The 15522-nt window shown below is 67.6% G+C and carries 13 protein-coding genes; 4 read left to right on the top strand and 9 right to left on the bottom strand.

Annotation, left to right across the window (positions count from 1 at the left end; genetic code table 11):
- Nucleotides 1–53: 53 nt before the first annotated feature.
- From WAS25_RS11120 to WAS25_RS11085, 8 genes are all read right to left on the bottom strand, one after another.
- Nucleotides 54–485, bottom strand: coding sequence for a pullulanase-associated domain-containing protein (locus WAS25_RS11120; RefSeq protein WP_422312039.1), 432 nt, complete (start codon nt 483–485; stop codon nt 54–56).
- A 53-nt stretch (nt 486–538) separates the two neighbouring features.
- Nucleotides 539–1429, bottom strand: coding sequence for a maltose ABC transporter permease MalG (gene malG / locus WAS25_RS11115; RefSeq protein ID WP_422312037.1), 891 nt, complete (start codon nt 1427–1429; stop codon nt 539–541).
- Nucleotides 1430–1440: 11 nt separating this feature from the next.
- The gene (gene malF, locus WAS25_RS11110) at nt 1441–2967 is read right to left on the bottom strand and encodes a maltose ABC transporter permease MalF (RefSeq protein ID WP_422312035.1); all 1527 of its coding nucleotides are present in this window, start codon (nt 2965–2967) and stop codon (nt 1441–1443) included.
- Between the two features lie 61 nt (nt 2968–3028).
- The gene (gene malE / locus WAS25_RS11105) at nt 3029–4234 is read right to left on the bottom strand and encodes a maltose/maltodextrin ABC transporter substrate-binding protein MalE (RefSeq protein WP_422312033.1); all 1206 of its coding nucleotides are present in this window, start codon (nt 4232–4234) and stop codon (nt 3029–3031) included.
- Nucleotides 4235–4279: 45 nt separating this feature from the next.
- Complete coding sequence (locus WAS25_RS11100) at nt 4280–5377, bottom strand: ABC transporter ATP-binding protein (RefSeq protein ID WP_422312031.1); 1098 nt, start codon at nt 5375–5377, stop codon at nt 4280–4282.
- Between the two features lie 17 nt (nt 5378–5394).
- Nucleotides 5395–7065, bottom strand: a complete 1671-nt coding sequence (locus WAS25_RS11095) for an alpha-amylase family glycosyl hydrolase (protein WP_422312124.1) — start codon at nt 7063–7065, stop codon at nt 5395–5397.
- 73 nt (nt 7066–7138) lie between these two features.
- Entirely contained in the window at nt 7139–8497 is a 1359-nt protein-coding gene (locus WAS25_RS11090; RefSeq protein ID WP_422312029.1) for a carbohydrate porin, read from the bottom strand.
- Between the two features lie 75 nt (nt 8498–8572).
- Complete coding sequence (locus tag WAS25_RS11085) at nt 8573–10102, bottom strand: alpha-amylase family glycosyl hydrolase (RefSeq protein WP_422312122.1); 1530 nt, start codon at nt 10100–10102, stop codon at nt 8573–8575.
- 598 nt (nt 10103–10700) lie between these two features.
- Between WAS25_RS11085 and WAS25_RS11080 the strand changes: the two genes are divergently transcribed.
- From WAS25_RS11080 to WAS25_RS11065, 4 genes are all read left to right on the top strand, one after another.
- Nucleotides 10701–11735, top strand: coding sequence for a glucokinase (locus tag WAS25_RS11080; RefSeq protein WP_422312027.1), 1035 nt, complete (start codon nt 10701–10703; stop codon nt 11733–11735).
- 109 nt (nt 11736–11844) lie between these two features.
- A complete protein-coding gene (locus WAS25_RS11075; RefSeq protein WP_422312025.1) occupies nt 11845–12813 on the top strand; it encodes a LacI family DNA-binding transcriptional regulator in 969 nt (322 codons plus the stop codon).
- Between the two features lie 10 nt (nt 12814–12823).
- Nucleotides 12824–13195 (top strand): hypothetical protein, encoded by a 372-nt coding sequence (locus WAS25_RS11070; protein ID WP_422312023.1) that lies wholly within the window; start codon nt 12824–12826, stop codon nt 13193–13195.
- 59 nt (nt 13196–13254) lie between these two features.
- Entirely contained in the window at nt 13255–14682 is a 1428-nt protein-coding gene (locus WAS25_RS11065) for a PQQ-binding-like beta-propeller repeat protein (protein ID WP_422312021.1), read from the top strand.
- A gap of 15 nt (nt 14683–14697) precedes the next feature.
- Here the strand turns inward: WAS25_RS11065 and WAS25_RS11060 are convergent.
- On the bottom strand, nt 14698–15522 hold an 825-nt coding region (locus WAS25_RS11060), incomplete at its 5' end, for a methyltransferase domain-containing protein (protein WP_422312019.1).

Genomic DNA, 15522 nt, shown 5'->3' with positions numbered 1-15522 from the left:
CCCTTCCCTGGCGAAAGCCCGGCTCCGGAGCAGCGCTCCGGAGGCATCCGGCCCTACTTCTTGCAGGTGTGTTCCTTCAGGGCTTCTTCCTTGGAGAAATGGATGGTGCGGTCGCCCGTCACCACCCAGATCGCCTTGTGGGCGCGGCCGTCGAAGGCCATGTCCTTGGCGCCCTGCTCCTTGATGTCGCCCTTGTGGATGATGTAGTTCACCTGGGTCTTGGAGCCGGTGTTGAACTCCTCCAGGTCCACGTGCCAATAGACCCCGAAGTCGTTGGTGCCGGTGGGCATCATGGGGTTGGGCCACTCGATGTCAGGCAGCGGCATGTTGGGGCTCTTCCAGAGATGCACGCCCCACTTCTCGTACTTGCCGTCGCAGCGGTGGTAGTTGATCTCGATCTTGCCGTCGGGAGGAGCGGCGATCGCGGGGGAGATGGCCAGGGCGATCACGGCGATCGCCTTGAGGAGGCTTGAGCGGAGGCTCATGCGTGGCTCCTTGTGGGGGGATGGGAGGGCGAGGGCCCTCGGGTTGGGGAAGGTCAGCCCTTGTTGGCGCCGGAGGTGAGGCCGGAGATCATCCAACGCTGGACGAGGATGAAGACGATGGCGATGGGCAGGCCGGACAGCACGGCGGCCGCGGCGAAGTCGCCCCAGAGGTACTTCTGGGCGTAGAGGAACTGCTTGGAGCCCACGGCGATGGTGAGCTGGTCCTGGCTGCGCAGCAGGATGGAGGCCACCGGGTACTCGTTCACCGCGCCGATGAAGGCCAGCAGGAAGACCACCATGAGGATGGGCAGGGCCATGGGCAGCAGCACCCGCCAGAAGGCCTGCCAGGGCGTGGCGCCGTCCACGGTGGCCGCCTCCTCGATCTCCGAGGGGATGGTCTCGTAGAAGCCCTTGATGGTCCAGATGTGCAGCGCGATGCCGCCCGAGTAGGAGAGGACCAGGGCCCAGGGGCTGTCGATGCCGACGAGCGGGAAGGTGTGGCCCAGACGCGAGAAGATCGAGTGGATGGCAATGAGGGCCAGCACCGTGGGGAACATCTGCATGAGCATGAGGCCCATGAGCGAGGCTTTCTTCCCCGCGAACTTCAGGCGGGCAAAGGCATAGGCCGCGGTGGTGGAGAGCAGCACGGCCACAACGGCCGAGAAGGTGGCCACCTTCACGGAGTTCCAGAGCCAGCGCAGCACCGGCAGGTCGGGGATGATCACCCGGCCGTCGGCGTTGGTCACGGGCAGGCCCAGGGCGAAGCGCCAGTGCTCCAGGCTGATCTCCTTGGGGATGAGGCTGCCCGTGGCGAAGTTGCCGGGGCGGAACGAGATGGAGATGGTCACCAGCACCGGGAACAGGACCAGGCAGCACAGGAAGATCAGGAAGGCATGGGCGACGATGACGCGCCAGCGCTGGGACTTGTCGATGACGATGGCCATGGCTCCCCCTCTCAGCGCTTCGTGTCTTCGGCGATCTTCGTCGACCGGATCTGGATGATGGAGATGGCGGCCACCATGAGGAAGACCACCGTGGAGATGGCGGCGCCCAGGCCGAACTTCTGCCCGGAATCCTGGAAGGCCATGCGGTAGGTGTAGGACACAAGGATGTCCGTGGTGCCCGCGGGCACCGAGGTGTTAAGGAAGTCCGGAAGCCCGCCCGTGAGCAGGCTGATGAGGACGAAGTTGTTGAAGTTGAAGGCGAAGGAGGAGATGAGCAGGGGCGTCAGGGGCTTCAGGATCAGGGGCATGGTGATGCTGAAGAAATTGGTGAGGGGCCCCGCGCCCGCCACTGCCGACGCCTCGTAGAGGTCGTTGGGGATGGCCTTGATGAGGCCCATGCAGACCACCATCATGTAGGGGAAACCCAGCCAAGTATTGACGATGAGGATCATCGTCTTGGCCAGAAAGGGGTCCGAGAACCAGGTGGGCTTGAGCCCGAAGAGGGCGCCCAGCACGAGGTTGATCTCGCCCGTGTTGTTGTTGAACAGGCCCTTGAACACCAGGATGGAGATGAAGCCCGGGATGGCGTAGGGCAGGAAGAGCAGGAGCCGGTAGACCGAGCGGAAGCGCAGGTTCTCCCAGTTCAGGAGCACCGCCAGCACCATGCCCAGGGCCGTGCAGAAGACCACCGTGAGGGCTGAGAACACGAGGGTCCAGACGAAGATCCGCAGGAAGGGCTCGCGCAGGGCGGCGTCCGTGAAGATCTCCACGTAGTGCTTCCAGCCGATGTCCACCTGGAAGCCCGGATCCACGGGGTCGCCGCTGGCGGTCACATAGAAGCCGGTCTTGAAGTCCGGGTTCAGGCGGCTCTGGTCCTGGTTGTTGGTGAGGCTGCCGTCCTTGTTCAGGGTGTAGAGGGCGCGGGCGGAGGCGAACTCCCGAAGCCCGGTCATGCGCACCTGGCCCCCGCTGGGGAGCAGCACCGTGAGGCCCTTCATGAAGTCCTGGTGCTCGATGAGATTGCGCAGGGGCATCTCTTCGCCTGCCAGGGGCGCGGCGAGGGGCTCCGCCTTGAGGGTCCAGGCCTTGGGTGGGCCCACGACGAAGGGTTCCGTCACCAGGGTGGCGCTGCCACCCTCGGCATCCTCCAGGCGCAGGCGCCACTTCCCGCCCTCGGCATGGAGAGTGGAGGTGTAGGTGGGGCCCTCGGCGCGGTAGGTTTCCTCAAGCAGGTAGTTCGTGGCCCGCTTGTAGGTGAGCAGGTTCTTGGAGCTGTAGTTGGTGAAGCCGATGCGCACGGTGTAGAGCATCGGGAACACCACGAAGATCAGCGCCGCGCCGATGCCCGGGAAGAGGTAGCGGTAGGCGTAGGTCCTCGGGGAGCTGTAGATCCAGATGAACGCCGCCAGGGTCACCAGCATCACGCCGGCCAGCAGGCTTTCGCCCGTGGCGTAGATGATGGTGATGAAGTACAGCCCCACCAGGCCCAGGAGGATCATCAGGGCGGGCTGGAGGAAGCGCTTGAGGGCCTTGGGCATGGCGCGGTCCGGAGCGAGGCGTGCGGGGCGGGCCTGGGCCCGCCCCGCATCGAGGTCTGGGCTACTTCAGGATCCGCTTGGCGGCGGCGTCCAGGGCTTCCTTGGGGGTCTGCCGGCCTTCGGTCATGTTGTTCAGGGCCGAGACCATGGCGGCCCAGAAGCGGCCCATCTGGGGGTTGTTGGGCATCACCACGCCGTCCTTGGCGCTGGCCATGGAGACCTGGATGAAGGGGTCGTTCTTCATCTTGGCGTAGACGGCCTTGTTGGCGGGGGCGCCGATGGCCACGTCGGCATTCATGGTCTCGAGGCCCTTCTGGCTCAGCATGTGGTTCTCGATGAACTCGCGGGCGATGTCCACGTTGCCGGCGCCGGAGGCGGCCTTGGTGATCATGGCGCCGAGGTAGCCCACGAAGGGCGCGGCGGGCTTGCCGCCCACGCTGGGGATCTTGGCCACGCCGAAGTTGACCTTGGCCTTCTTGAGGTTGTCCCAGGCCCAGGGGCCGCTGATCATCATGGCGATCTTGCCCTGCGCCATGCCGGCTTCCATGTCGGCGTAGGTGGCGCCCTTGGGCATGACGCCCTCCTTCACCAGGCGGGTGAGCATCTCGGCGCCGATGAGGGCCCCGGCATTGTTCACGCCGGTGTCCTTGGCGTCGTAGGTGCCGTCGGCCTTCATCTTGAAGGCGTAGCCGCCATTGGCCGCCAGCATGGGCATGGTGAAGTAGGTGTTGGTGTAGTCCCAGAGGATCGCCTTCTTGCCCTGGGCCGCCAGCTTCTTGTCGAGGGCGAAGATCTCCTCGAAGGTCTTGGGCGGGGTCTTGACGAGGGCCTTGTTGTAGATGAGGGACACGGCCTCGATGGCCACGGGGTACGCCCAGATTTTGCCCTTGATGGTGAAGGCCTGCCAGGCGGTGGCGTCGATGTCCTCCTTGATCTTCTTGCCGGGGGTCAGGGCGTTGATGACGCCGTTCTCGGCCCACTCGCCCACGCGGTCATGGGCCCACATCCAGATGTCGGGGCCCTTGCCCTCCTCCGCCGCCGCCTGGAACTTGCCGGGGGCATCCTCGGGGTGCTCGACCACGACCTTGATGCCGGTCTTCTTGGTGAACTCGTCGCCCACCTTCTGGAGGCCGTTGTAGCCCTTGTCGCCGTTGATCCAGACAAGGAGCTTGCCCTTCTCGGAGGCCTGGGCCAGGGTCAGGGCGCCCGCGACGAGGATGGTGGCGGTGGTGGCCGCCAGTCTGCGGAGGGAGGATGGATGGCTCACGGAAGTCTCCTTGGGAAGGCCGGAAGGGCCGGAGGGAAGGGGGTGCTAGATGAGACGGGGGAGGGCCCGGTCGTCCGGGCCGAACAGGTGGCAGTGCTTGGCGGGGAACTTGAGGTAGGTGGCGTCGCCGGAGTGGAGCGGCGTCTCGGGCGGGGCCTTCACCGTGAGCTGGCCCTGCCCGCCCGGGGCCTGGACGTAGAGGAAGACGGTGTCCCCCAGGTGCTCGGACACGATGACCGTGGCTCCGACGGCGCCCTCGCCGCCAGTGGTGTCTGCCACCAGGCGCTCAGGACGGATGCCGAGGGTGAGGCTGGTGCCCTCCGCCAGGCCCCGCGCATCGACCTGGGCGGTGAGCTGGGTGCCGTCCTCGAGCCGGACCGTGGCCAACGCCTCCGTGGCCGAGACCAGCTGGCAGGACAGGAAGTTCATCTTCGGGGAGCCGATGAAGCCGGCCACGAAGCGGTTGGCGGGGCGGCGATAGAGGTCCAGCGGGGCCCCCACCTGCTCGATGCGCCCCTGGTTGAGCACCACGATGCGGCTGGCCAGGGTCATGGCCTCCACCTGGTCGTGGGTCACATACACCATGGTGGTGGCCAGGTCCTTGTGCAGGCGGGCCAGCTCCACACGCATCTGCACACGCAGCCCGGCGTCAAGGTTGGAGAGCGGCTCGTCAAAGAGGAAGACGCCCGGCTTGCGGACAATGGCCCTGCCGATCGCCACCCGCTGGCGCTGTCCCCCCGACAGCGCTTTGGGACGGCGATCGAGCAGGGATTCGATCTGGAGGATCTCGGCGGCCTTCTGAACCGCCTCCGTGATCTCCGTCTTCGAATGGCCGGCCAGCTTCAGACCGAAGGCCATGTTCTCGGCCACGGTCATGTGGGGATAGAGGGCATAGCTCTGGAACACCATGGCGATGCCGCGCTTGGAGGGCGGCACCTCGTTCATGGGCTGGCCGCCGATGGACAGCTTGCCGCTGGTGATCTCCTCCAGCCCTGCGATGCAGCGCAGCAGGGTGGACTTGCCGCAGCCCGAGGGGCCCACGAACACGATGAACTCGCCGTCCTCGATCTCGAGGTCGATCCCGTGGAGGATCTCCAAGTCGCCGAAGGACTTGCGCAGGGCTTTGAACTGGAGGTTGGCCATGGGGGAGTCCGGAGAGGTCAGGGGAGGTCGCCGTGGAGGGTGGTCTGGAAACCTGTGCCCGCGAGGTAGAGCACCCGCACGCCGTAGGGTGGGATGCTCGTCGCCGTGTAGGCGTCACCCGCGAGGGCGGTCACGCCCTTGAGGTCGCCCAGGATGGCCTGGACGGGGCCGCCCGAGGGCACCCCGTGCGCCGTGAGGCCGCCCACCACCACGGTCTGGGTGGCGGCGCTCAGGTTCGCCACCACCAGCACGCGCTCGGTACCGGCGTCGCGAAGGTAGGCCAGGGCCTTGGTAGGGCCGACATCGGTGCCCAGGGTGGTGTAGCCGCCACGCAGGGCCGGGTAGGTCTTGCGGGCCTGGATGAGGTACTTGCACCAGCTGAGGATGGAGTCGGGCTGGCCGGACTGGGCCGTGACCGCGGCCCAGTCCATGGGCTGGCGCAGGTTGAGATCCGTGCCGGACTGGCCGGTCATGCCGACCTCGTTGCCGTAGTAGAGGATGGGCGTGCCCGGCGAGAGCAGGGTCAGGGCCTCGGCCAGGATGATCCTGGCCTTGCTGCCGCCGTACTGGGTGCCGGGCCGCGAGATGAGGTTGTCGTGGTTGGAGTCGAAGACGGCTGACCGGTACCCCGCGGGGTAGTGGCTCTGCTCGAACTCCCACAGGGCAGTCACCTGGGTGGCATCCCCCCGGGAGATGGCGTTGGAAATGGCCCAGGGCGCGCTGAAATCCAGGCACAGGTGGAACTCGTTGGCCCCGTTGCCGTAGTAGGGCGCCACGCCGGAGGCGTCGTTGGTCCAGGCCTCGGCGATCATCACTTTGCTGGCGTGCTTCGCCGGGTCGCCGCCCGGGTGGGGATGCAGATCCCCGGTGTTGTATTCGTCCAGCAGGGTCCGGAAGACCCGCAACCGCGCATGGGTATCGGGCTGGTCCGCCTGCTGCCCGGGACCGGTCTCACAGAGGTAGCGCACGGCATCCACCCGCATGCCGTCGAAACCCCGATCCAGCCAGTAGGCCTGCACTTTCTGCATCTCGGCCTGAACCGCGGGATTGTAGAAATTTAGATCGGCCAGGGAGTCGGTGCTGAAGGAGGTGTAGAAGTAGCCGGAGGCACCGGAGCGCCAGACATCCTGGGGTGAGCCGCCACCCCAGGGGAGGCCCCAGCCGGCAGGCTGGCCCCCGTTCCAGAGGTACCAGCTGTCCCGGGTGGCCGCGTTGGTGAACCAACCGTGCTTCGTGGACGTGTGGTTGGGCACGAAGTCGAAGAGGATCCGCATGCCCCTGGCGTGTACCGCGTCAATGAGGGCCTTCAGGTCGGCCCTGGTCCCGAAGCGGTCATTCACGGCGTAGTAGTCCGTCGTGTCGTACCCGTGCATGTTGGTGCCCTTGTTGTCGCACTCGAAGATGGGCGACAGCCAGAGCGTGTTGACGCCCAGGGACTGGAGGTAGTCCAGCTTGCCCTGGAGGCCGGGCAGGTCGCCGATGCCGTCCGAATAGGCGCCATCGGCGAAGGCCTTCACCCAGACGTGGTAGATCACGGCGTCTCCGTGCCAGCCGGGGGCGCTCTCCAGCTGCTGCCCGGGCCCGATGGTCGTGGAGTCCACGGGGTAGCGGCTGGCGTCCGCGCTGGGGCCATGGCACGCCAGCCCAGCCAGGAGCAGGGCGGCGGTGGTCAGCACGGGACGGAGCATCACGTCGGTTTCCCTTCAAAGCCAGCGAGGAAACGGCCCGTCCAAGGGGACGGGCCGTTCCATCAAAGCGGCACTACCACCAGGCTTCCACCTGGGCGCCGAAGGTCATGCCCTGGAGGGAGTTGCCGAACTGGCCTTCACCCACCTTGTTCCAGTTGTTGGCGTTCTTGTTCCAGTCCGCGCGGGTCGCGAAGATGCGGATGACCGGGCGGCTCCAGAAGGAGGCCTGGGGGCTCCACTGCAGTGCGATGGTGTTCTTGAGGAGCTTGCGATCCTCGGTCTCGTTGTCGAACTTCAGCTTGTCCATGCCCACTTCGTAGGCGACGCTGAAGTGCTTCGTGAAGAAATAGACGGGGCGGACACCGGCGGAGATCCAGGTGTTGGTGTTCCCAGCCATGGAGCCCTTGCCGTTCTGCTTCCGGTACTGGACGGTGCCCTGCATCTCGAGGTTCGCCATAGGCTTGATGTAGAAGACGTCCATGATGTGGTACCAGGTGTTCTCGGTCTTCACATCGGGGTTGTACCAGTTCCAGAAGGTGGAACCGTTGCCGTAGGTGGCGTAGATGCGGTTGTCACCGCCCAGCACGCCGGCCTGGTTGAGGATCACGTTGAACTGCGTGCCCTTGTTCTTGTTGCCGTCGTTCTCGGTGCCGGACTTGGGGTGCGCGTCGTTGTACTGCACGCCCAGGGTCAGGGAGGCGCCGGTCCAGAGCTTGATATCAGAGAAGCGGAGGTCGTGTGAACCCACGATCACGTGGCCGCCGCCGCCGACCCAACCGCTGTAGGGGTTGAGCTGGCCGCGGATGGCGCCGTTGTTCCAGTCGCTGTTCACGTTGCCCGTGTCGTGCTGGATGTAGGCGTAGTGCATCTTGAAGGAGCCGAAGTCGATGTTCTCGAGGCCCACACCATCGCCGCTGTTGTTCCAGTACCACTGGTCGCGGATGTGGAGGTCCTGGCGCATGTAGAAGCGCCGGCCGGCCCACAGGGAGGCATCCTTGAGGACGCCGCTGTTGCCGAAGATGCCGGTGGCCTCGCCCCAGGCTTCACGGATCCAGATCTGCTGGTTGGGGCTGGGGCTCTTGCTGTTGTCCACATCGCCGCCCGCGTCGGCCGACGCGTCACGGACCTGGTAGTACTGGCGGAAGGCGGGGCGGAAGTGCAGCTTGAAGTTCGTGTTGCCCTTTTCGTAGGCCTTCACGTCCACGGCCAGCTCGAGGTAGTTGTCGGTCTCGTTGCCGAGGCGGTAGCCGGGGCCGCCCGTGGGGCTGCCGCCGGTGTTGGCGAGGAAGAAGGACACCTGCTCGCCGCCGTTCGAAGAACGACCGACGCCAGCGCGGGTGTAGCCGTGGATCTCAACGACGTCGTCGGCGGCGAGAGAGCCGCAGACCAGCGCCAGGGGCAGCGCGGCCTTGAGTAGGGAGAGAGACTTCATGGTCTTGCCTCCAGTGAGTGATGCCGCTGTGCGGCAGGGTGAGTGGCAGGTGGCGGAGAGGGTCGGCGCATGGGGTCAGACCAGGCGACCGAAGAACCCTCCCCAGGGGGGGAGAAGGATGTCCCGGCCTTCCCAGGGGCAGGGCGCGAGGCCGTGGCCCTCCAGGCAAAGCACCGTGGCCGGCAGGGTATGCCGGACTTGCTCGGGACTGAGGTTGAAGACGGCCAGGATCCGGTCCGGGCCCAGGTCGCGCCGGAGGGCCAGGATCGGCTCCGCCGTCTGATAGAAGTGGATGCCACCGCGCCAGAGCGGGTCCAGATCCTTCCGCCAGGCCAGGAACTGGCGATAGAAGCCCAGGACCGACTGTGCATCGCTGGTCTGGGTGGCCACGGAACGGTCCAGGTGGCCCGGCGACATGGGCAGCCAGGGTTCCACGGTGGAGAAGCCGCCCCGGGGCGCGTCGCTGGTCCAGGGCATGGGGGTGCGACAGCCATCGCGGCCCTTGTAGTCCGGCCAGAAGGCGATGCCGTAGGGATCGATGAGGCGGTCGAAGGGCACCTCGCCCTCGGGCAGGCCCAGTTCCTCGCCCTGGTAGATGCAGAAGCTACCCCGGAGGGAGCCCAGCACGGCCACCAGCAGCTTGGCGAGGCCGGCGTCGTCCACGCCTTTGCCCCAGCGGGTGACCACCCGGACGTTGTCGTGGTTGGAGAGGGACCAGCAGCCCCAGCCGCCGCCCTTGCGGATGCGCTTTTCGTACTCCTGGACCACGGACCGGATGCGCTCGGCGCTGAACTCCTCCGTGAAGAGGCTGAAGCCGTAGGCCATGTGCAGCTTGTCGCCATCGGCGGTGTACTCGGCCATGGTGGCCAGGGCGCCCTCGTCGCCCACCTCGCCCACGCTCATGGCGCCGTAGGCGTTGAGGAGGCTGCGCAGGCGCTTGAGGAAGGCCAGGTTCTCGGGGCGGCTCTTGTCAAACTTGTGGATCTGGCAGCCGTAGGGGTTGCCCTCCCTTACCGAGGTCAGCTCCACCTTCCCCGGCCTGGCCGGGGGGTTGTTGCGCAGCTTCCTGTCGTGGAAGTGGAAGTTGCAGGCGTCGAAACGGAACCCGTCCACGCCGCGTTCCATCCAGAAGCGCACCTCCTCCAGCATCTCCGCCTGTACCGGCTCGTGGTGGAAGTTGAGGTCGGGCTGGGATTCCAGGAAGTTGTGCAGGTAGTACTGGCGGCGCCGCGGCTCCCAGGACCAAGCGGACCCCCCGAAGACCGACTGCCAGTTGTTGGGCGGGGTGCCATCGGGCCGGGCCTCCGCCCAGACATACCAGTCGGCCCTGGGGTTGGTGCGGCTGGTGCGGCTCTCCTTGAACCAGGCGTGCTGGTCTGAGGAGTGGGACAGCACCTGGTCGATGAGCACCTTCAGGCCCAGGCGGTGGGCCTCGGCCACCAGGCGATCAAAATCTGCCAGGGTGCCGAAGGTGGGATCCACGTCTCGGTAGTTCGACACGTCGTAGCCGAAGTCCTTCATGGGGGACGTGAAGAACGGCGAGACCCAGATGGCGTCCACACCCAGCTCGGCCACGTAGGGCAGGTGGGCCGTGATGCCCGGCAGGTCGCCGATGCCGTCGCCGTTGGTGTCCTGGAAGCTGCGCGGCTAGATCTGGTAGATCGAGGCGCCGCGCCACCACTCGGCGGAGGTCCGGGAACCGCTCGCCTCAGGGGCTGGCACGGTCGGGGAACCTGTGTGGGCCGGCAGGAATGACATGGGTGGGACGTCCAGAGAAGGCGGTGGAAGCGAAACGGGACCCGGAGAGTGGAAGCTCGATTTATCCTTGTAACCGGTTACACGCATCGGATCTCGCCTGTGCACCTGCCTGGTTCGGGTGATGGTTCAAGGGGCAGGGGGGTCGTGCTGCGGGGGGAGTGTAAACGGTTACAAGAAGGTCGCAGGTATGGTCAACCGGCGTCACGGGCCTGTCAAGCGGGTAAATCGGGGTCCCGGGAACTTTTTGTCAAAGTTCACCAAACCCGCACCGTGGAAGGGCTCCCAGCGTTAAGCCTTGATTGTGCGCCGCTTGCCCTTGACCACTTCGGCCATCGCCAGGTGGACGCCAGGGGCGGGACCGGGGACCATGGAAGTCACATCGGTACCCGCCTAGGCTGGATGCCCGTGCCTGAGTCCATTTGCTGTCCTGTGGTGGTGAGGTCCCGTGTCTGCAAGCGTTGACAATCCCGTTCTGGTCGCCGACGTGGGCGGCACCAACCTCAACCTGGCCCTCCTGGCCCCGGAGGGCGCCCGTTACCGCCTCTTGCGCAAGGCGCGCTTCAGCACCCAGGAGGAGACGTCGCTGCTGGACCCCATCCGGCGCTTCCTCGGCGGCGACCCCTCCCCGCGGCCCGCCCGGGCCTGCTTCTCGGGCGCGGGGCCGGTCCTGGACCGCCGCATCCACCTGACCAACGCGCCCTGGGACATCGACGCCAGCGCCCTGGAGCGCAGCCTCGGGGTGCCGGTCCAGCTGGTCAACGACTTCACGGCCCTGTCCTGCGGCGTGCTCCAGCTCGACTTGGAAGATCCCACCCAGGTGACGCCCCTCGTCCATGGCGACGGCAGCCTGCCCGCCGCGGATCCGCAGGGGCTGGCCCTCGTGGTGGGGGCCGGAACCGGACTCGGCGTGGGGTTTGTCGTGCGCACTCCCCAGGGTGCCCGGGCCTTCCCCAGCGAGGGCGGCCACATCGGCCTGCCCATCTTCGACGAGGACTCGCTGGCCCTGTGGCGGCATCTGCAGCAAGGCCTGCCCGGCCCGCCGGGCGCGGAGATGGGAGTCTCGGGCGTGGGCCTCGCCCACCTCTTCCGCTTCCTGCTGGACTCCAGGCGCGCGGCCTGGACCCCGGCTGCGACGGCCATCCTGGCCCTGGCGGCCCCCGACCAGCCTGCGGCCATCTCGGCCCAGGCCGCTTCGGATCCCGCCTGCGCCCGCGCCATGGCCCTCTTCGTGGACCTCTACGCCCGAGTCTGCGCCGACCTCTGCGCCGTGTTCCTCCCCACGGGGGGGCTCTTCCTCGCTGGCGGCATCGCCGCCAAGAACGCCCCCCACTTCGTGGAGGACCCGCGCTTCATGGCCCGCTTCGAGCGGAACTACCGGGCCCATCTGGACCTCCTGACCCGCGCCACGCCCGTGTTCCTGGTCCACGACTACGACCTCAGCCTCTACGGCGCGGCCCACGCGCCGGACTGCCTTCCCTAGCGCGAAATCGTCGCCCCGGCGGCAACCACGCATTGACAGCTCCGGAAACCAAACGGTATTCATGGGGAGTCGCTTTCTTCCTTCCGTTCCCCAACTCCTGCGGCCCCCCATGAAGATCACCATCGGCGAGATTGCCCGCCAGTCCGGCGTTTCGACCGGAACCGTCAGCCGCGTCATCAACTGCAAGCCCACGGTGGCGGCCGACACCCGGGCCACGGTGCTGGCCGTCATGAAGAAGCTGGGCTACGAACCCGACCCTGTGGCGCGGGAGCTATCGCGGCGCACGAAGCACACCCTGGGCATCTGGGTGGGCGCGGGCGAGAACCGGCTGTCGCCCTACTTCAACGTCATCTGGCGCGCCCTCCTGCATGAGATGCAGAGCCACGCCACCCAGTTCGTGGAGTTGCCGGTGGACATCACGCCGGTGCGGCGGCGCATGGACGCCGTGCTCATGTTTCACTGCGCCGACATCGACCAGCGCCTGGCCACCCTGTGGCGGCGCGGGGTGCCCGGCGCCCTCATCGGGCATCACCCCGGCGTCTCCTGCGTGGCTCCCGACGACATCGGTGGCGGGCGCCTGGCCGCGGCGAAGCTCCTCTCCCTGGGTCACCGAGACCTGCTGCACCTCACCGTGGCCGACGAGCACCAGTGGGCCGTGGACCGCGCGGCGGGCTTCACGAGCTGCCTGGCCGAGCATGTCGGAGGCTCCCTGGCGCCCGTCATCCTGCGGGGCGGCGGCTCGGTGCTGGGCGGCTACCGCCTCATGCGCGACGCCTGGCAGCAGGGCCACCGGCCCACGGGCATCTTCTGCGCCACCGATGAAATGGCCGTGGGGGCCCTGGGCGCCCTGGCCGATCTCGGCGTGGCCGTGCCCACCCAGGTCTCCGTGCTTGGCTTCGACGGGTTGGTGGACCTCTACCCGGGCCTGGCCTCCGTGGCCCAGGACATCCCCGCCATCGCCCACGAGGCCGTCACCCTGGCCCTCGGCGCCATCGACCGCGAGGCCGTGCGGCACACCATCGTCCCCGTGCAGATCCTGGAGGGCGCCACCCTGGGCCCCGCGCCCCGGAAGGGCTGAGACCAGCCCCATGGCGGACATACCCGAGATCCTCTGGCTGCCCGACGTGGAAGAGCACGACTATCCGGCCGCGGAGTCCTACCTGGGCCTGATCTATCCGGAGGACCGGGCCGCGGACCTGGTGGCGCGCCTGCGGGCGGCCCCCCTGGTCCGGTTCAAGGCCAAGGACATCTTCCGGGCCTCCGGGCTCTCCTCCCTGGGCGTGAGCAACGCCCGGGTGGAGAAGGACCGGAAGAAGATCGAGAAGGGCGCCCCCCTCTCGCCCCTCCTACTGGTGCGGGATGCGCCGAATGGCAAGGTGGTGGTGGCCGACGGTTACCACCGCCTGTGCGCCATCTATGGCTTCGACGAGGGCGCCTGGATTCCCTGCAAGATCGTCTGATCCGGGCCCGGCACCCATGACCTGGATCCGCTGAGGTTGCTGGATGACGACCCCGTGGGTTGCTATACACTGAGGTCCTTCCCCACCTGCCCGGCAGGCCCACCCTCACCGTGGCCGCCATCCCGGCCCACGATGAGGTGTCCATGGTCCTTCGCCGCTGCCGCGCAGCCTGGCTTCCCGCCTGCCTGAGCGCCCTCTGCCTGCAAGCCCAGCCGACATCGATGCCCCAGGCTCCCCCCGCCGCCGTAGCGGCCGCGGCTCCGGGCCTGCTCTCAGACAAGCCCCTCTGGTCAGCCAAGGCCACGGGCGGCATGCCGGGCCTCGTCGTGGGCCAGGATGCGGTGGTGCTCCGGTATGGGGACACCCTCAAGCGACTCAACCTCGCGGATGGCGCTGAACTCTGGTCTGTGGCGGTGGATGGATACCCCGTGCGGGAGGAGGACGGCCTGCTCTTCCTCATGAACGCCCAGTACGAGCTCACCTGCCTGGATGCCCGCACGGGCCAGCAGGCGTGGAAGGCGCCCATCGTGAAGGAGGGCGATGCCGGCTTCGGCAGGGGCAACCTGGTGGTGATCCGGGGCGGACTCAAGGGACCGGTGGTGGCGGGGGACAAGGTGCTGGTGGGCACCTTCGGCGGCTCCTTCTTCAAGGGGCGCACCGGAAAGCTCTACGCCTACGATCGCAAGGACGGCAAGCTGCTCTGGTCCTTCGAGGCGGAGGACGGGGTGGAGAATCCGCCTGTGGTCCACCAGGGCCTGGTGCTGTTCGGCGGCATCGCCGCCTGCTACGGCGTGGACCTGGCGACGGGCAAGCAGGTCTGGAAGGCCGGCACCCGCAGCGACAACCAGTGGATGTTTAAGGTGGCGGGCGACACCCTGCTCATGTCTGCGGGCCACTACGGCGCTCAGCAAAGCGCCTTCGGCGGCACTCTGTACGCCTTCGAGGCCGCCACGGGAAGGCCCCGCTGGAAATACGACATCGGCGGTCCCAGTCTCCTCCGAGTGGAGGTGGACCGGCTCGTGGGCATCGAGTGGGGCATGATGGGCGGCACCCGGCTCACCTGCCTGAACCTGGCCACGGGCACCCAGGCTTGGGAGTACAAGGAGAAGAGCTCCGCCTGGCCCGTGGTCCACGAGGGGAAGGTCATCTACATCACCAAGGACAACCGCATCCACGTGGTGGATCTGGCCAGTGGCAAGGCTGGCAGCCCCATCCCGGCGGCCGGGGACTTCCAGATGGGCTTCTTCAAGGGCCCCTGGGGACGCTTCCTCGATCCCGTGGTCCTCCAGGGCCAGGCCGTGGTGGGCTCCTGGGACAAGGCGAAGAAGGAGAGCATCCTGCAGATCCTAGATGCCAAGCAGGCCAAGGTGGCCCAGGAGCGGCGCCTGCCGGGCGAGATCTGGGCCTTCTGGGACCGCAAGGACCTGCTGGTGGCCCTCATCAAGGAGGGCGAAGCCGCCTGGTCCCTCCAGGTCTTCGGGCGTTAGAACCCGGCGGGAAAGTTAGGCCCGCCGCACCGCGAAGCCCTGGAAGCCCTCCCCCTCCCAGCGCAGGGGGTGGGGGCGGAAGGTGGCGCTGAGCCCCGCTTCCGCATCAACCTCGGCGCCCATGGCCGCAGGCCATGCCGCGGCCGGATGCAGGTCCGGCCGGGCCTCCACCAGCCAGCCACGGTGGGCGAGGCCCTCCTCGGGCAGCCAGGAGCAGACGGCATAGATGAGCAGCCCGCCGGGGGCCAGGTGGTCGGCAGCGGCCGTCAGCAGGCGGCGCTGGAGGCCTGTCAGGCGGGGCAGGTCGTCGTGCTTGAGCCAGGGCCACTCCGGGTGCTTCTGCAGGGTGCCGCTGCCGCTGCAGGGCGCGTCCAGCAGGATGAGATCGAAGGTGGCGCCGCAGACTTCCAGCCACTCGGCGGCGTCCGCCTGGATGACCTGGGCCTCCACGCCCCGCTGCTGGAGGGTCTGGCGGAGGCGGGCCGCCCGCCTGGGATGCACCTCCAGCGCCGTGATGGCCGCACCGGGGTGGCGGCGGGCCAGGGTGGTGGTCTTGCCACCGGGGGCGGCGCAGGCGTCCAGGATGCGGGTCACGGGCCGCTCCCACTGGTAGGCCAGCAGGGCCTGGGAGCTGCGGTCCTGCACCATGCCGTCTCCGGCCTCCAGCCAGGGGCGGGGGAAGGGGGCGCCCTCCGCAAGGCAGAGACAATCAGGCAGGTCCGCCACCGGGACCAGCCCATCGGGAACCACTCCCTGCAGCAGGCGGAAGTCGGGGCGGGGCGGCTGCTGGAGCCGGGCCCACAGGGCCTCCAGCTCTCCCTCGGCGCCATGGGGGGCGAG

This window comes from Geothrix sp., assembly GCF_049292215.1.
In the GTDB taxonomy this organism is placed as follows: Bacteria; Acidobacteriota; Holophagae; order Holophagales; family Holophagaceae; genus Geothrix.
The sequence above is the reverse complement of the archived record's forward strand: the minus strand, read 5'-3'. Positions and strand labels throughout refer to the sequence as shown.

Bases quoted from the DNA above. Each gene is read 5' to 3' on its own strand.
- WAS25_RS11120 (WP_422312039.1), bottom strand. From the start codon at position 485: ATGAGCCTCCGCTCAAGCCTCCTCAAGGCGATCGCCGTGATCGCCCTG.
- malG (WP_422312037.1), bottom strand. From the start codon at position 1,429: ATGGCCATCGTCATCGACAAGTCCCAGCGCTGGCGCGTCATCGTCGCC.
- malF (WP_422312035.1), bottom strand. From the start codon at position 2,967: ATGCCCAAGGCCCTCAAGCGCTTCCTCCAGCCCGCCCTGATGATCCTC.
- WAS25_RS11100 (WP_422312031.1), bottom strand. From the start codon at position 5,377: ATGGCCAACCTCCAGTTCAAAGCCCTGCGCAAGTCCTTCGGCGACTTG.
- WAS25_RS11095 (WP_422312124.1), bottom strand. From the start codon at position 7,065: ATGCTCCGTCCCGTGCTGACCACCGCCGCCCTGCTCCTGGCTGGGCTG.
- WAS25_RS11090 (WP_422312029.1), bottom strand. From the start codon at position 8,497: ATGAAGTCTCTCTCCCTACTCAAGGCCGCGCTGCCCCTGGCGCTGGTC.
- WAS25_RS11075 (WP_422312025.1), top strand. From the start codon at position 11,845: ATGAAGATCACCATCGGCGAGATTGCCCGCCAGTCCGGCGTTTCGACC.
- WAS25_RS11070 (WP_422312023.1), top strand. From the start codon at position 12,824: ATGGCGGACATACCCGAGATCCTCTGGCTGCCCGACGTGGAAGAGCAC.